General features: G+C 35.2%; 12 protein-coding genes. 6 read left to right on the top strand and 6 right to left on the bottom strand.

What is annotated here, in order from left to right; translation table 11 throughout:
- The first annotated feature begins 71 nt into the window (after positions 1 to 71).
- From OQ292_RS20910 to OQ292_RS20935, 6 genes are all read left to right on the top strand, one after another.
- The gene (locus OQ292_RS20910; protein WP_284686378.1) at positions 72 to 1,136 is read left to right on the top strand and encodes a hypothetical protein; all 1,065 of its coding nucleotides are present in this window, start codon (positions 72 to 74) and stop codon (positions 1,134 to 1,136) included.
- Positions 1,137 to 1,305: 169 nt separating this feature from the next.
- A complete protein-coding gene (locus OQ292_RS20915) occupies positions 1,306 to 1,680 on the top strand; it encodes a VOC family protein (RefSeq protein WP_284686379.1) in 375 nt (124 codons plus the stop codon).
- A 35-nt stretch (positions 1,681 to 1,715) separates the two neighbouring features.
- Positions 1,716 to 2,483 carry a helix-turn-helix domain-containing protein gene (locus tag OQ292_RS20920; protein ID WP_284686380.1) on the top strand — a complete coding sequence of 256 codons (768 nt, stop codon included), beginning with the start codon at positions 1,716 to 1,718 and terminating at the stop codon, positions 2,481 to 2,483.
- Positions 2,484 to 2,516: 33 nt separating this feature from the next.
- Complete coding sequence (locus tag OQ292_RS20925) at positions 2,517 to 3,413, top strand: MBL fold metallo-hydrolase (protein WP_284686381.1); 897 nt, start codon at positions 2,517 to 2,519, stop codon at positions 3,411 to 3,413.
- Between the two features lie 137 nt (positions 3,414 to 3,550).
- Positions 3,551 to 3,892, top strand: coding sequence for a YciI family protein (locus OQ292_RS20930; RefSeq protein ID WP_284686382.1), 342 nt, complete (start codon positions 3,551 to 3,553; stop codon positions 3,890 to 3,892).
- A 62-nt stretch (positions 3,893 to 3,954) separates the two neighbouring features.
- The gene (locus OQ292_RS20935; RefSeq protein WP_489686929.1) at positions 3,955 to 5,139 is read left to right on the top strand and encodes an RNA polymerase sigma factor; all 1,185 of its coding nucleotides are present in this window, start codon (positions 3,955 to 3,957) and stop codon (positions 5,137 to 5,139) included.
- A gap of 33 nt (positions 5,140 to 5,172) precedes the next feature.
- On the opposite strand, the gene OQ292_RS20940 is transcribed toward OQ292_RS20935, so the two are convergent.
- From OQ292_RS20940 to OQ292_RS20965, 6 genes are all read right to left on the bottom strand, one after another.
- A complete protein-coding gene (locus OQ292_RS20940) occupies positions 5,173 to 5,937 on the bottom strand; it encodes a hypothetical protein (RefSeq protein WP_284686384.1) in 765 nt (254 codons plus the stop codon).
- A 139-nt stretch (positions 5,938 to 6,076) separates the two neighbouring features.
- Positions 6,077 to 8,470 (bottom strand): glycoside hydrolase family 3 N-terminal domain-containing protein, encoded by a 2,394-nt coding sequence (locus OQ292_RS20945; RefSeq protein WP_284686385.1) that lies wholly within the window; start codon positions 8,468 to 8,470, stop codon positions 6,077 to 6,079.
- Between the two features lie 241 nt (positions 8,471 to 8,711).
- Positions 8,712 to 9,035: a winged helix-turn-helix transcriptional regulator gene (locus OQ292_RS20950; protein WP_284686386.1), complete on the bottom strand. Its 324-nt coding sequence runs from the start codon at positions 9,033 to 9,035 to the stop codon at positions 8,712 to 8,714.
- A 143-nt stretch (positions 9,036 to 9,178) separates the two neighbouring features.
- Positions 9,179 to 9,589, bottom strand: a complete 411-nt coding sequence (locus OQ292_RS20955) for a hypothetical protein (RefSeq protein ID WP_284686387.1) — start codon at positions 9,587 to 9,589, stop codon at positions 9,179 to 9,181.
- A 235-nt stretch (positions 9,590 to 9,824) separates the two neighbouring features.
- Entirely contained in the window at positions 9,825 to 11,252 is a 1,428-nt protein-coding gene (locus OQ292_RS20960) for a TolC family protein (protein WP_284686388.1), read from the bottom strand.
- 2 nt (positions 11,253 to 11,254) lie between these two features.
- Positions 11,255 to 14,425 carry an efflux RND transporter permease subunit gene (locus OQ292_RS20965; RefSeq protein WP_284686389.1) on the bottom strand — a complete coding sequence of 1,057 codons (3,171 nt, stop codon included), beginning with the start codon at positions 14,423 to 14,425 and terminating at the stop codon, positions 11,255 to 11,257.
- Positions 14,426 to 14,435: the final 10 nt, after the last annotated feature.

A 14,435-nucleotide genomic window follows, 5' to 3' on the forward strand; every position in this document is an offset into this window, starting at 1 on the left:
TTTAAATTCTTTGATGACCTTTCTTTTATAGCTGCGATACAAGAGTGAATCACTAATAAAAACTTTTTATCATGAAACTGTTCACTCTATTTACTTTCGTTTCTTTTATCTATTTGGCGAGTGCTTGTGGTCAAACTAATCAAGGGGGAGCTTATCAACAAAACCCCAATTATTCCAATACTCAAAATGCTACTAATTTTTCAAACACATCAAACACCTCAAATATGCAAGCTATAAAAGACCCTCAAACCGGAATGATTTCTACTTATGTTCCATTCCCTGCAAGCTGGCAACAAACTGATAAGGGTTTTAGAACTCCAGATGGCTCGACAACAGAATCTTTTAAGATAGATACTTATAACCAAACACCAAATTGGTTGAGCTCAGTACAAGCTGTGTTAGAACAAAGAATTTATCCATTACTTAATCAAATAGGAGCAAGAGTTACAAATACTTATAGAGTACAAGAGATTGTAGAAGGAGATAGACAAAGAGATAAATTGTATTGGAAATCTGTACAAGGGCAATATTCGTTCGATGCTATTGCCATTGAAGCAGATTATCAAGGTAAAAAAACAATTGCAGTAATACATTTTACCTTAATTCAATCTCAAATAGGCAATGCTTCTGTTTGTTATGGAGATCAGTTAACTACTGAACCTCAAAATTTCGAAAGAGATAAAAAAATCTTTTTAAATGGATTAGCAAATATGCAGATGAACCCGCAATGGGTAGCCATGCAAAACCAAAAAGATCAGCAGAGAACGCAAACAGCTTGGAATGCACATAATAATAAAATGAGAGAGAATCAGAATCATTTTAATACAATGAATCAAATCCATAATGATACTTATAATACTTTGAATAATATTTCTATGGAAACTTATAGAAACAATTCAAATGCATCTGATAGAATGCAAGACATGACAGTGAATGGCATTTGGGAGCAACAAAATATGCAAAACCCTTATTCTGGGCAGACTATAAAAGTGGAGTCAGGGTACAAGTATTACTATATAAATAGCAATAACCAGTATATCGGAACAAATGATGCCTTTTATAATCCGAATACAGACCCAAATATGAATAATGTTGAGTGGAAAAAAATGCCAACAGAAAAGAAAAGCGATTATTAGTAAGTAGTTTTTATTAATCGGAAAGATGGGTGTTTTCATTCATCTTTCTTTGTTTTGTTGGTTTTAAAAAATTGAATTCTGTATGCTTTTGATCTAGGTATTGCTCAAAAATTTGTTTAATTTAATGTTGACCTTTTTCAATAAATTACAAATTTAAACCTCACAAATTATGTCAACCCATCAAGAAGTTTTCTCACATGCTGCGAGTATTTTACCTGTTTCTCATATCGATGAAGCGATTGTTTTTTATACTGAAAAACTGGGTTTTCATTTAAACTTTACTTGGAATGAACCCGTTGATTATGCCATTTTAAAAAGGGGAGAAGTAAATATTCATTTATCAAGAAGAAAAGATGCTCCTAAACCAGATAGTATGTATTCTTCCATCTACATTTTTGTTCACGATGCTGAGGTCGTCTATAATGATTTTAAATCGAAAGGAGTAAGTATAGTGAGCCCATTATGTGAAACAGATTATGGTATGAAAGAATTTGATATAAAAGATACTGAGGGATATGTATTAAGTTTTGGCGAAAGTTTGTAGACTTGTTATAAAAGTACAAAAACAAACATTAGCTCATGAATCATCTTATTCTGTTGGATAATTATTCTTTATTTTATGGAAGCAATCCGACTCCAATAAGAAATCATGGGCATCCAACTATTCAGTTAGTAATTTCAGAAGAAGAACCTTTTAAATCAAAAAATGCAGAAGGGCATTGGGTAGATAAGCAAGGTTTGCTAATTGCACCAAACCACAAACACGAATGTGATGCCCAAAATATTAAGCTACTAAGTTTAGATATTGATCCCGAATCTTTATTGGGTGAGTGGATTGTTCAAAACTATTTGAAAGAGCAGAACGTCATTGACTATCCATTTGAAAGAAATAAAACTTTTGATTTCACTCAATTAGCAAAGTGGATAGAAACTAAAAATTGGACAGTAGTTAATAAAATGGTGAATGATTTTTTTTACTTTCAAAAAACTGAGCTTGAGTTAGAAAAAGACGAGCGGATTGACAAAGTACAAGCTTATATTGCTGAAAATATTCACAATGAAATAACAACATCTATTCTGGCAGATTTGGTGCATTTAAGTGAAAGTAGATTGGTGCATTTATTCAAAGAAAAAATGGGTTTGCCAATAAGAAACTATATACTTTGGTATAGGCTAAAGCTTTCTATTTCTGAACTACAACGTGGGTGTTCGCTCACCCAAGCTGCGCTTACTGCCGGTTTTTTTGACCAATCTCATTTTACTAGAACATTTGTAAATATGATGGGAATTGCTCCTTCAACTCTAATGAATAATAGCAAATTCGTACAAGTTTCTATTCCAAAATAGCCAGAGTTTTGTATTCAAACTAAAGAATACAAAATGAAAAACACTTTAAGGCTTATACTATTTTTAGTAATTCTTTCAGCATGTAATGCGCATCAACCAGTTAGATCCGCATATAATTTACCTGAGTTTACACAGTTGGAGAGTTGGTCTAATTTGAAATCACCTCAAATAGATTCTTTTAAAATTTTGCATACAGGTGCTGTAAAAGTTCCACTTAAAGGTATGCTCAATATCGAAAAACTTCCAGAAAACCATGGAATGGATGAAATGATTTGGGTTGATGTTTTTGCTTATTTATTCCATCATAAAACCAAAGGTTGGTACTTAATTGATACAGGTTTAGATAGTTCTTTTCAAGACAATGGTAATATTAAAGGCTTATTGGCCAGTAATTATATTAAAGAAAGCAGGCAACAAAAAGGTGAAAATATTGGCAGCCAATTAAAAAGGGAAAACAAAGATATTAAAGGCATATTTCTAACACATTTGCACGGTGACCATACAGCTGGTTTGCCAGAGATTAATCCTTGTATTCCAAAGTATGTAGGAAGCGGAGAGGAGTATTTGTATTTACCTACATTCTATCATTCGAACCATTTAAGTGAAAAAGATTCACTAAAAGAAATAAGTTGGGAGTATGCTGAGGTAATTAAGCCTCTAGAAAAAGTAGTTGATATTTTCGGCGATCAATCTTTTTTTGCCATTAGTACACCGGGACATTCTAATAGCCATACATCTTACCTTTTAAATACTTCATCCGGATTGATTTTGCTAACTGGAGATGCGAGCCACACCAAATATGGTTTTGAAAATAACATAGAACCCGGTTGGATTACAGATCAACAACAAGCAGAAAATAGCCTTTCTCAACTGATTAGTTTTATGCAAATGTACCCTGAAACAAGAGTGATTTATGGGCATCAGAAATAATTCATGCATATGTAATCCACTAAGTTTTGAAAACATGAAATACATAAGTAATTTAAATTAGTTGATAATTTATCTTTCCCTTGTCCCCGAATTGCTCATTCAATCGTCATGAGGATGAAACATCAAATTATAAAACAATGAAAGAATTCGCATTAATTTTCAGACTTAGCAACATGGAAGATTTTAAACCTTCACCAGAGCAAATGCAGGAGAGAATGAACTGGCTAGGGAGTATCGCTGCTCAAAACAAATTGGCCGACAAGGGAAATACATTGTTACCGATGGCTGGAAGTGCCAAAACTGTAAAGCCAGATAATGTGGTAACCGATGGGCCTTTTACAGAAATTAAAGAGTTTATCAGCGGCTATGTGGTTGTAAAAGCTGAGACTATTGAAGAAGCTGTAAGCATGGCTAAAGAAAATCCCATTTTTAAAATTGGTGGAAATATTGAAGTGAGAGAGGTTTTAAAAAAAGATTAAGTTTGGAAAAAGAGCATTCTAAAGAACTTTTACCTCATTTATTCCGACAGGAACATGCCAAAATGATTGCCGTATTGTGCAGTCATTTTGGTTTAAGGCATATTGAGTTAGCAGAAGATTTTGTAAGTGATACTTTTTTGAAAGCTTCTGAACTTTGGGCGATTGAGGGAATACCTGAAAACCCTACAGCTTGGTTGTACACTGTTGCCAAGAATAAAACCAGAGATTACTTTAAGCATCTATCAGTTTTTGAATCAAAAATTACGCATGAATTTTCGACCAGAGAAATCACTTACTTTCAGGAAATTGAGATTGATAACTCTACCATTACAGATAGCCAACTAGCAATGATTTTTGCTGTTTGCAATCCCATAAATTCTAAAGAATCGCAAATTTGTTTGGCATTACAAATTTTGTGTGGGTTTAGTGTAGAAGAAATCTCAAATGCCTTTTTGGTTCCGAAAGAAACTATTAAAAAGAGATTGTTTAGAGCTAGAAAGAACCTTCGAATTGATCAATTCAAAATTACGCAATTGGATGAAAAAGCTATTCTGGAAAGATATGATGTAGTTCTAAAAACTTTGTATTTACTTTTTAATGAAGGTTATTATTCCAAATCTGGCAATCATCTCATTAGAAAAGAACTATGTTTGGAAGCACTAAGATTGGCATTGCTTTTAAATCAGAATACACTAACAGATTCTCTACAATTAAATGCTTTAATTGCCCTAATGTGTTTCCAAAGTTCGAGGCTCGAAGCCAGAACCGATCAGTTTGGTGATAGTATTTTATATGAAAACCAGAATCGTGCTTTGTGGGATAAAGCTCTCATTGATAAGGGAAATTATTTTCTGGTAAATGCTTGTGGAAATAAAGATAGCGAAAAGGTTTCTAAATACCATTTGGAAGCGGGAATTGCCTATTGGCATACGTCAAACGATAAGCATAAATGGCAACATATTCTTCATTTTTACAATCAGCTTTTGGTTATGGAGTATTCACCAGCAGCGGCTTTAAATCGCACATTTGCTCTAGCAAAAGTTTATGGAAATAAAAAAGCAGTTGAAGAAACCAGTAAATTAGGATTAGAAAATAACAGCTATTTCCATGCGCTGTGTGGTTATTTATATGCAGAAGTAGATATTGCTCAAGCAATTAATCACTATACTAAGTCTATCGAGCTTTCAAACTCAGAATCGGAAAAGAAGACTTTGAAAAAAGAAGTGGAAAGGTTAATGATGCTTTAGTAAAATGAATAAACTTTCTGTTGTAAGGAAATCTCAAGAAGCTATAATTCTTTCATTTATCATTAACTCAAAATATTCTTGAGTTCTTTTAATTTTGTTTTTATCTCTTTCAGCTGGGGTAAATAATCCTTTTTTGTAACTACTTTCAAAAAATGACAAGTCTTCAATAAGTAAAGACACTTCTAAATCTTTTTTATAATCAAAAGTAGAGTCTATAAGATTAAATTGACCTTTCTCAGAGGCAAAAGGTAGGTCAATGATAAATAAATCAGTACAAACTGTTGATATACCAAAGTCATCACTAACTACTTTTTGAACTTGGGTAATAATGCCACCTAATATGGTTGGAAGATTATTTCCACGATCTTCAAAATTGTTTTCAATTGGCCAGTATATATGCTCAAATTGATCTTCATAATAATATCTTAAATCCCAGTGTTGATCAGTATTAAACCAGCTTTCGAAGATAGATTTTCTTAACTGAATTAGGTCTCCTGCTTTTACATTAGGTATTTTGATTTGTCTATTTTGGAAATAACTCTCATCAATTATATTATTCAAGAGTTCTTTCGCTGAAATGTTATTCTGTTCTAGGTATGTTTCAATTGATTTATAATTTGATGTTGTTTGTATGAATATGAGCCAAAAATGAGGTTCTATATCTTGTTTAGTTTTAATTCTTGAATATGGTACTTCAACAATTTGATTACTGTATTTATGTTTAAATCGAATATGAAAGCCATGGCTATTACCAATCCATTTTGACTTTTCTGTATAACTCATAGAAGAATATCCCATCAACTTATTACATAAGTTAATATAATCTTGAATTGATTTTAATATAAGCTCCTCTAAATTCAAGTCAGAAAATTAGTTATACTTCTTAAATTAGTAAACCAAACAGACCAGTATTTACTAGCCTGTTTGGTTTTGTTATTTACCATGCTTTTTTAAGCACAAACTTGTCTTTTATTCTAATATCTTCAGAAGAAGCTCCTACCATCACTTCAAAATCGCCTGGTTCAACTACCCATTTCATTTTGCGATCTAGTAATTGTAGGTCTTTTACAGTTAAGGTAAAAGTGATATGCTGTTGTTCGCCCGCTTTTAAGTTAATCCTTTTGAATTTCTTTAGTTGCTTAAGCGGTGTTACAGTAGAGCTTACTACATCTTTTAGATACAACTGAGCCACTTCGTCTCCATCAATATCACTTGTGTTTTTCAAATCGAAGCTTATTTCAACTGATAACTCACTTTGTGTTTCATTCGGAGTAATTTTTAGGTTACTATACTCAAATGAAGAATAGCTTAATCCGTGTCCGAAGCTGTAAAGCGGTTTAGAATCCATCTCTACATAATTGTGCTTTACAGGAGGTTTTGCATTGTAATATACAGGCAATTGACCAACATATTTAGCAACAGAAATCGGTAATCTACCGGCAGGATTGTAATCTCCAAATAAAACATCAGCAATTGCATTACCACCTTCTTGCCCTGGATACCACGCATCTACAATGGCAGAAATATTTTCTGCAGGCCAGTTAAGATTTAATGGTCTACCTTTTATCAATACCAAAACTACTGGTGTTCCTGTCGCTTTAATTTTTTTAAGAAGTTCTAATTGCTTACCTAACAAACCAAGTGTAGCACGATCGTAACCTTCGCCGCTTTCCATATCGCTAATCACTTCACCATCTTTGCTATCACCTACAGTAGCAGCACCAGTATCAATATATTTGGTTTTAAAGTCACGTGCACTTGATCCACCTAAAACAACTACTGCTACATCTGCTTTTTTGGCAGCAGCTACAGCTTCATCAATTTGTAGTTGTGTTGTGTCGCGAATCGCAGTTCCTTTTACATAAGTAACCTCGGTATTTTTACCTACTTTGTTTTTAATACCTTCTAAAACTGTAATTATGTTTTCGTCTGCTTGAGGTGCAGTGTAATCGCCTAATTGGTTGTAGATATTATCAGCATTTGGCCCAATTACAGCAATATTTTTTAAATCCTTTTTAAGTGGAAGAAGGTTTTCATCATTCTTTAAAAGCGTAACAGCTTGTCTAGCTACTTCACGCGCTAAAGCTTTATGCTCTTCATTTCTTACAGATTTTGTTACGTTTTTAGTTTCAACATAAGGATTTTCGAAAAGCCCCATATCAAACTTTAAGCGTAAAACATTCGCTACTGCTCTGTCTAGTTCTTTCATACTTACTTTGCCATCTTCAACAGCTTTGTTAAGTGCTCCACCAAAGCCATTACCACCAAGGTCTGCATCTAGTCCAGCATTTAAAGCTTGAGCAGCTGCATCTGCTGCAGTCGCTGCCACATGGTGACTGTGTTGAATTCCTTCAATACTACCAAGGTCAGAAACGATGAAACCTTTAAAGCCCCATTGTCCTCTAAGAACATCTGTTAATAATAGCTCATTTGCTGTACAAGGAATTCCGTCGATCGCATTATATGCTGTCATTACAGAAAGCGCACCTGCTTCCACAGCATCTTGAAAAGGAGGGAGGTAAGACTCAAATAATTCTCTTTGTCCAACACTTATGCTATTACCATTATGTCCACCTTCTGGCACACCATAAGCGGTAAAGTGTTTCAATGTTGAAACTACATGCTTTCCATCTTTTAAGTCATCTCCTTGAAAACCAGTTACCACTGCTTTTCCCATAGTTCCATTTAGAACCGGATCTTCTCCATAAGTTTCTTCTACACGAGACCAACGAGGCTCTCTAGCAAGGTCTAAAACAGGACCATAACCAACATGTGCTCCTTGCAAACGTGCTTCTTGTGCAATGATGGAAGCCATCTTTTGAATTAACTCAGGATTCCAGGTACTGCTTTGCCCAATTGAAGTTGGAAAAACGGTAGTTCCAATGGCCATGTGACCATGTGCACATTCTTCTGAAAGTAAAATTGGTATGCCTAATCTTGTATTTTCAATTACATATTTCTGTAATGCATTGGTTGCTTTTGCAGCTTGTTCTGGCGAAAGACCAGTTTCTAATGTTTTCCTTGTCCAAGGGTCAGCACGAAGTGTTGCCCACAACATACCAATATGTCTTTCTTGAACGGCTTTTTTAAATTGCTCACTGGCATCTACTTTTTTGCCATCTTTAGCATACATTTCCCAGCCAAGTAGTGTCAATAGTTGGCCAACTTTTTCTTCCAGAGTCATACGACCTAATAGATCGGCGACTCTTTCTTCAGTTCTCAACTCTGGATTTTTGTAAGGAGGAATATCCTGAGCCGAAACCCAATTCGCCTGGCATAGCAGGGCTATGTAAATAGTTAATGCTTTTAGCGTTAATCGAAGCTTATTCATTTAAAATAAAATGTTATTAATTAATAGGTTGAAGAGCAAAGTTATTAAAACAGATTTTAATTAATCGATTATAAAAAATGTATAATGCTAAATCTGGAAATTTTTAGCCTGATAGCATAGCGAAAAAATGTTTTCTAAGTACTTATTCTTATAAAATTCTTGATATAAAATATAACGGGTGAGGTTTGTTATACGCGCTTAAATAGATAGGTGCTAATATTTGTCTAGATAGAAAAGAAGATTATAATTTATCTCCAAATTTAGTAAGTGCATTAAAAACAGGGGCTAACTGTTTACCTAAGTTAGTGAGTGAATATTCTGTTCTTTTCGGGTATTCGTCAAAATCTTGTTTTTGGATTAAACCATCTTCTAGCATTTCTTGTAGTTGTTGGGTTAGTGCTCTTTTGGTAGCTTCGGGCAAGCCTTCTTCCATATCTTTCAACCTTAAATTCGTCTTTAAAAGCCCACTCAATATGGCTGGTTTCCATTTGCCTGCAATCACGTTCAGTGTTTTTTCTACAGAGCAATCGCTTTTTTGAGGAGTTTTTCGCTGATACTGACTCATGTTAATTCGACTTTATGAATTAGAAGATACTAACTTGATTATATTCTTATTAAGCACAAGACTCAGGTTTTTATAAAAAAAGTCTCAGCTTAAGCTGAGACCAAAAATAGAAAATTAAGTTTAAAGATTTTTCTAGATTAATTCTAGTTTAGTGATTTTAACCAGCTCACGCCTTCATTAGTAGATCTAAAAGTAGTGACTACACCAGAAGCTGGTATAGCTTTTTTAGCTGATAATTGGGCAAATACATTTTGAGAGAAAACCCATGCAAAATGTTCTAATCCAGATTTTTCCATTTCAGGAAACCATTCTGTTGCTACCCATTCAGTCGCATATTGCCAAGGGCCAGTAACATGAGTATTATCATTTAATACTTTAGAGCATTTTTTGGATTTAAGCACCTCAAGCATTTTGTTGCAGCCATCTTTTACTTTTTCGGTACTTTGGAATCCTATCCAGTTACAATAGAGTATATTTTCTGCAGGACTGTAACTAATTTCAAAGTTTTTCTCTTTTAGAATAGTTTCATTTTTTGATACATCAAGTTGATTCATAAGCTAGAAGTTTTAATTTTAAATGCCTATATAATGGTATATGAAATTAAAAATGCTTATGCCTAAAATTTATTATTAAAATGATTAACTATAGCTATAAATTACTGGTAAAAACTTCAATTTAGGCACAAATTGAAGGAATATATGCTTCTTTTAAAGACAAAAAAACCATTCTGCAAAGCTGCAAAATGGTTTCAACATTATGATAGAGAGCTAGTTAATAATGGTGGATGCATTAGTTCCACCCACCACCTAAAGCACGGTAAATATTTACCATTGCATTCATTTGTTGCATTTTCGTTTCAATTAGCTCAAATCGAGATTCAAGGGCATCACGCTGAGTTAATAATACTTCCATATAATCTGCTCGGGCTGATCTGAACAAATCATTAGAAATATTAATTGATTGGGTTAGCGCTTGTACTTGTTGCTCTTTCAAATCAAAACTGCTAGACAGATTATTGATATTTGAAAGCTGATTAACAACCTCGATGTAAGCATTTAAGATTGTACGCTCATAGTTATACACGGCTTGAATTTGCTTGGCATTTGCATTGTAATAAGTCGCTTTAATTGCATTTCTGTTGATCAATGGACCTGCTATATCGCCTGCTAGCGAATACAGAATCGATTCAGGTGCTTTTACTAAGTAAGTTGCATCAAAGGCATTCAATCCTAAACCTGCAGAGAGTCCCAATGAAGGGTAGAATCTAGCTTTTGCAACTTGAACATCAATTTTTGCAGCTTCGAGTTCCAGTTCTGCTTGTCTAATATCCGGACGGTTAGCTAATAATTGAGCAGGTAAACCAGACTGAATACTATCTGGTACCAGACTAATAAAAGAATCTGAGTTTCTTTCTATAGGTTGTGGAAATCTACCTAATAAGAAATTGATTCTATTTTCAGTTTCAACAATTTGCTGTCTAATTGTAAACTGAAGACTTCTAGTGCTAAGCACCTGAGCTTCAAATCTACGTACAGCTAGTTCAGTCACTTTTGCCGCCTCTTTTTGTAGTTTTACAATTTTGAAGGCATTGTTCTGAATCTCGATATTTTGCTCTACAATTCTCAACTGATTGTCTAAGGCTAATAACTCGTAGTAAGAATTTGCGATTTCAGCAATCAGGTTAGTCACCATAAAGTTTCTGCCATCTACAGTAGAAAGGTATCTGGTATAGGCAGCTTTTTTTGCATTACGCAATTTGTGCCAAATATCCACTTCCCAAGTAGCATATGCCCCAATCATAAAATCTCCAAGTGGTTCAGGAAATCCTCTTCCATCAATTTCAAGGTTTTCTTCTACTGAGCCATCGCGTGTATACTGAGATACTTTATCTACACCTGCACCTGCTCTTACATCTACAAATGGTAAGTATTCCCCTTTCTTTTCTTTTACTTCATTTTTAGCTATATCAATCTCCTGAAGCGTAATGTTCAATTCCTGATTGTTTTTTAGGGCTGTATCAATTAGAGCAGAAAGGTAAGGATCAGCAAAATATTCTTGCCAGTTTACACTTGCCACATTTGTTGAGTCCTGCGAGTCTGAATAGCTCGCAGGAGTTGAAGTATTTGCAGTTTTATTAGTTAGGGTAGGAGTACATGCACTAAAAGCAGTAAGCATACAAGCTACACCCAAATAATGTTTTATTTTTATCTTAATCATCGTTATACGTTCGTTTTATGGTGATAGGGTTCTTCAGACAAAGGCTCGTCGTACTCATCCCTGATCAGTTTTTTGCCATCTGCTAATTTTCCGAATATATAATATAGTCCGGGGATAATAAGTACCCCGAATATGGTTCCGAATAACATACCACCAAGAGCAGAAGAACCAATAGTTCTGTTACCAATGGCACCTGCACCAGTTGCTATAATCAATGGTATCAAACCAGCGATAAAGGCGAAAGATGTCATCAAAATAGGACGGAAACGTACTTTTGCTCCTTCAATTGCTGATTCCAGAACTGTAGCACCTTGGGCTCGCTTCATTACAGCAAACTCTACAATAAGTACGGCGTTTTTTCCGAGTAGACCGACCAGCATGATGAGACCTACCTGAGCGTAAATATCGTTTGATAGTCCCATCAATTTTAGTAACATAAACGAACCAAAAATACCAACAGGTAATGAAAGTAATACTGCTAGTGGTAAAATAAAGCTTTCGTATTGTGCAGCTAGTACCATGTAAACGAATGCCAATACAATTAAGAAGATGTAAAGTGATTCATTTCCTCTGTTAGCTTCATCATAAGAAAGACCTTCCCATGCAATATCGTAACCTTTTGGTAAGGTTTCTTGAGCAACTTCACGAATGGCTGTAATAGCATCGGCAGTTGTGTAGCCTGCTGCTGGAAGCCCCCTGATAGCCGCTGAGTTATACATGTTGTAGCGAGTAACCTCATTAGGACCTTGTTTCTTTTTAATCTTCATGAATGATGAATAAGGCACCATTTCTCCTTCTTCATTCTTCACAAATAGATTTAATACATCTGAAGGAAGTCTTCTGAATTCTGGAGCAGACTGAACGTAAACTTTAAAGAAACGACCAAATCTAATAAAACCCTGCTCATAAGTACTACCAATTAAAATGTTTAGGTTTTCCATTGCTTTACCAATAGAAACACCTTTTTGCATTGCTGCTTTGTTGTCTATTTCTAATTCGTATTGCGGATAGTTAGCCGCGAAGAAGGTAAATAATCCAGTAAGCTCTTTACGCTTGCGAAGGTTATCTAAGAACTGTTGGTTTATTTTATCAAATTCTTGATAATCTGTACTAGTAGTTTTATCTAACAAACGCATTGAAAAACCACCTGAAGAACCGAAACCAGGTACTGCCGGTGGTTCGAAGAATTCAACAATTGCACCAAGTCCTCTTGATTCCTCTTCCAATTCTTCCATAATTTCGGTAACGGTATGCTCACGTTCAGACCACTTTTTTAAGTTGATCAAACATGTACCAGCATTAGAACCCCTACCTTCTGTCATGATCTCGTAACCTGCCAAAGAAGAAACTGATTCAACACCATCTATCTCCTCACATATTTTCTGTAATGCCTGAGCTACTTTGTTAGTTCTTTCTAGAGTAGCACCTGGAGGTGTTTGGATAATCGCATAGATAGTACCTTGGTCTTCGTTAGGGATGAAACCAGCTGGAACAACTTGGTTTACATATAAAATACCCACACTAAAGGTAACCAGAATGATGAAGGTTAACCATCTTTTGCTTACCATGTGTCTTAATACGCCAGTGTACTTTCCTGTGAGTTTATCAAATCCTCTGTTAAAGCTATCAATAGATCTGTTAAGGATATTTCTCTTTTTCTCTTTACCATGATCGTTTTTCAGAATCATAGCACATAATACCGGAGTAAGTGTAAGCGCGATAATTGCCGAGATTACAATTGAACTAGCCATGGTGATAGAGAACTGACGGTAGAATGTACCAACAGGACCTGACATGAATGAGATAGGTAAGAATACGGATACCATTACCGCAGTAATCGCGATGATCGCACCACTAATTTCTCCCATTACTTCTTTTACCGCATTATATGGATTGAGATGTTTTTCTTCCATCTTCGCGTGTACGGCTTCCACCACAACAATCGCATCATCCACCACAATACCAATTGCCAGTACAAGTGCAAAGAGTGTAACAAGGTTAATCGACATCCCAAACATCTGTATGACGAAGAAGGCTCCCACCAACGAAACAGGTACTGCCAAAATCGGGATAAGTGTTGAACGCCAATCGCCGAGGAAGATGAACACAACAATTGCAACTAATATAAATGCATCTCTCAATGTGTGCACAACTTGTTCTATAGATGCATCAAGGAATTGAGAAACGTCATAACTAATTTTGTAATCAACACCAGGAGGGAAGGTGGCTTCCATCTCTTTTAGTGTAGCTTTTACTTCGTCGATTACATCACTCGCGTTACTACCATAGTTTTGCTTTAATACAATCGCAGCTGATGGGTGGCCATCTAAGTTTGAATAGATATCGAAAAACTCACTACCTAACTCTACCTTTGATATATCTCTTAAATGAATACTCTCACCTTCAGAATTCGCTCTAATAATAATGTCTTCGTATTCTTCAGGTTTGTTATACCTACCTTTATAAGTTAATACGTATTCTAATGATTGTGCGGAAATACCTGAGCTTTGTCCTAAACGACCTGGGCGACCTACTATACTTTGTTCGGCTAATGCTTCCATTACTTCCTCTACAGAAATATTGTAAGCTCTCATACGGTCTGGGTTTAACCACAAACGCATCGCGTATCTTCTACTACCCAAGATTTGGGCTCTTGCAACACCCTTAATCCTTTGGATTTCAGGAATCATCTGAACATTGGCGTAGTTGTATAAGAACTTTTCATCCATATGTTCATCTGTACTATATAAGTTGACGTACATCAACATACTTGGCTGTATAGGCGTAATTACTACACCTTCTCTCTGCACCAGTTCTGGTAATAGCGGCATTACCTGGTCGACTCGCGTCTTTACCCGAATTACTGCCAAGTTAGGGTCTGTACCTGGTTCAAAAATTACTCTAAGTGTGGCTTCACCAGCACTAGTAGCATCTGTCGCCATATATCTCATACCCTGCACACCGTTAATGGAGTTTTCTAGTGTAACTAGAGTAGATTTAACTAATACGTCTGCACTCGCTCCAGGATATGCTATAAATATATTGACTGTAGTTGGTGCAATTTGCGGAAATTGGGATATAGGCAGCTGCTGTATTGCCAGTGTACCTGTAAAAACGATAATAACCGAAATTACAATGGCGAATACAGGCCTATGTATTATTTTACTAAACATTTCTTTTCTA

The sequence above is a fragment of the Chondrinema litorale genome (assembly GCF_026250525.1).
In the GTDB taxonomy this organism is placed as follows: domain Bacteria; phylum Bacteroidota; class Bacteroidia; order Cytophagales; family Flammeovirgaceae; genus Chondrinema; species Chondrinema litorale.

Coding starts and splice junctions, on each gene's coding strand:
- OQ292_RS20965 (WP_284686389.1), bottom strand. CDS start 14,425: ATGTTTAGTAAAATAATACATAGGCCTGTATTCGCCATTGTAATTTCG.
- OQ292_RS20930 (WP_284686382.1), top strand. CDS start 3,551: ATGAAAGAATTCGCATTAATTTTCAGACTTAGCAACATGGAAGATTTT.
- OQ292_RS20935 (WP_489686929.1), top strand. CDS start 3,955: ATGATTGCCGTATTGTGCAGTCATTTTGGTTTAAGGCATATTGAGTTA.
- OQ292_RS20925 (WP_284686381.1), top strand. CDS start 2,517: ATGAAAAACACTTTAAGGCTTATACTATTTTTAGTAATTCTTTCAGCA.
- OQ292_RS20910 (WP_284686378.1), top strand. CDS start 72: ATGAAACTGTTCACTCTATTTACTTTCGTTTCTTTTATCTATTTGGCG.
- OQ292_RS20950 (WP_284686386.1), bottom strand. CDS start 9,035: ATGAGTCAGTATCAGCGAAAAACTCCTCAAAAAAGCGATTGCTCTGTA.
- OQ292_RS20920 (WP_284686380.1), top strand. CDS start 1,716: ATGAATCATCTTATTCTGTTGGATAATTATTCTTTATTTTATGGAAGC.
- OQ292_RS20915 (WP_284686379.1), top strand. CDS start 1,306: ATGTCAACCCATCAAGAAGTTTTCTCACATGCTGCGAGTATTTTACCT.
- OQ292_RS20955 (WP_284686387.1), bottom strand. CDS start 9,589: ATGAATCAACTTGATGTATCAAAAAATGAAACTATTCTAAAAGAGAAA.
- OQ292_RS20945 (WP_284686385.1), bottom strand. CDS start 8,470: ATGAATAAGCTTCGATTAACGCTAAAAGCATTAACTATTTACATAGCC.
- OQ292_RS20960 (WP_284686388.1), bottom strand. CDS start 11,252: ATGATTAAGATAAAAATAAAACATTATTTGGGTGTAGCTTGTATGCTT.
- OQ292_RS20940 (WP_284686384.1), bottom strand. CDS start 5,937: ATGGGATATTCTTCTATGAGTTATACAGAAAAGTCAAAATGGATTGGT.